This is a genomic window from Snodgrassella gandavensis, from assembly GCF_914768025.1.
GTDB lineage: Bacteria > Pseudomonadota > Gammaproteobacteria > Burkholderiales > Neisseriaceae > Snodgrassella > Snodgrassella gandavensis.
On record NZ_CAJZCE010000032.1, the window covers coordinates 1 to 2,074 of the forward strand.

Genomic DNA, 2,074 nt, shown 5'->3' on the forward strand with positions numbered 1-2,074 from the left:
TCTTACCTGTTACATGATAATAGATATATATATTTATATAAATATCAATTTGGCTGATAGCGTTCGTCTTGAATAATATACGGTTCTGCTATTTCATTCCATACAAGCTGAGCCATTTTTTGCCACTCTGTGGGATTATTCTGCTTTGCAATATAATTCCTTATTAATTTAACCGATTGATTAAATTCTTCTTTATCCAACTCAACAAATGAATAAAATTTTAAATATTCACCTTCTTCGGATTTTATGATTTCATGTAATTTAGGATAATTAGGCAAGAAAACAGCATCAAGCAAATCACCAAATGCATCCCAATAGCTACTATTGAGAAACCCGCCTGTTCTTTGAAAATTAGCTTCTCTTTGTCCTTTATCATTCCAACCAATAAATAAACTTGCTCCCATATTCTTACCTCATAATAATAATTTTATCTTGTTGTGCTTTAGGTAATGTTTTTATGTAATTCATAAAGATTCTTTGGTTAGCTGGTGTTAACACTCTAAAATCAACTGGAACAAAATCAGCTTTCATCAAATGATCTTGAATAACATCTTTCCCGCTACCTGATGTCATATTTTTTTCATAAAACTTATTTAATCCGTCAATTTCTTTTTGAGATAATTTATCCGTCGTATACATAGCGTCTACGGTTTTGCCTTTATTTGGCCCAGAGGTAATCACAAAGTCTGGAGATGTGCCTGTAGTAGCTCCATGTGGGGGAGTATAACGTTCCATTTTACCTAAAACTGGTTCAAGCTGCGCTGCTGATGCTGCTTCAGCCGGTTTTAGTTTACCACTACCACCCAAATCTGGCGTATTTAGACGATTTTGCCCTTCTAGCGGTGTTTGATTAATTTTTACTTCATTCAAACCATCACTATTTTTTATTATTTGTCCATTCGCTCCCTTTCCTGCATTAGCAGCCTCCTTCCCAGCTTCCTTACCAACTCCACGAGACTCACTCTTTATCGCATTCGCTTCTGCGTTCTTGATTACATGTCCTGTGGACGTGACTAGGTCTTCTCCCGGTTTTATTGCTCGCCATATTTTACCTAATGTTTTACCCGCCATATTTAGCTTCTGGCCATAACCAAATGATACAAAACCTAATGCTCCCCATAACCGGTTTACCTCGTCTCCGCTTAGACTTTGCCCATTTATTAATATATTTCCTGAATCTACGTATCCAATTGCTGGTATGAATGTCAAAACATCAATCAACTGTTTTAAAGATTGATCATTACCTTTTTTGATATCTGTCAATACGGCCTGAGTACAGGCTTCTGAACTCATTCCACCATTACATACTCTTGATTTTATTCGATCAATTCTTTTTATATCTTCCTCTATATAGTTATAATTTCGGTCAACACCACTACGTTGTTGTAGTTCATTATTCTCTGCTGCATTCTGCCCAACCACTCCCGCAATCTGCGCATTAACCAGTGAGCCACCCGTTAGCCCGCCTGATACGGTGGCCACTGCTGATGATAGATCTCTGATGCTGGCTTTGACACTCTCCGGTAAGCGGTTCGGGTCTATCTCGCCGGTTCTCGGGTCTATGGCTTCGGGATACTGATCTTTGGGCAGTTGTTTAATCAGGTATTGCGCTGCCAGCTCGGCTGCGCTCGCACCTACGGCTCCGGCGGCGGCATTACCGCCGTTTACGCTGGCACTGATAGCGCCCAGTAGGGCATGCGCTACCAGTTGGGCAGCTTGGTTCTGGTTGTCGCCATGGCCGAATTGTTTGCCGATAAGTTCCGCAGCATAGGGAGCCAAGGCGTTGGTAGCCGCTTGCAGGTTGGTCTGGCCGCCAAGGATGCCGGTGACGGCACTGGTGACGGCGTTCAGGGCACGGCTCTTGCCGCCGCCGATACCCCATGATTGTGCCTGCTCGTCTGCTGCGCGGTAGTCTTTGCTAATGTCATGCAGGATTTTTTGTTTTTCTGCTTCGCTTCTTCCATTGTAATCCTGCCACAGCTCAGGGTTGTTGGTTTGTAGTTCCTGCTCGGCTTTTTCTCGTGCCTGTTGGCGTTCTTGGTTGGCTTTTCTGGCCATGTCGGCGCTAAGGGTG

2 protein-coding genes are annotated in these 2,074 nt (G+C 42.6%); both read right to left on the reverse strand.

Annotated features, from left to right (window positions below; genetic code table 11):
* Positions 1 to 44: 44 nt before the first annotated feature.
* Positions 45 to 404 (reverse strand): hypothetical protein, encoded by a 360-nt coding sequence (locus MJ764_RS11310; RefSeq protein WP_100121133.1) that lies wholly within the window; start codon positions 402 to 404, stop codon positions 45 to 47.
* Between the two features lie 4 nt (positions 405 to 408).
* A partial coding sequence (locus MJ764_RS11315) for a VENN motif pre-toxin domain-containing protein (protein ID WP_239327115.1) occupies positions 409 to 2,074 on the reverse strand: 1,666 nt, incomplete at its 5' end.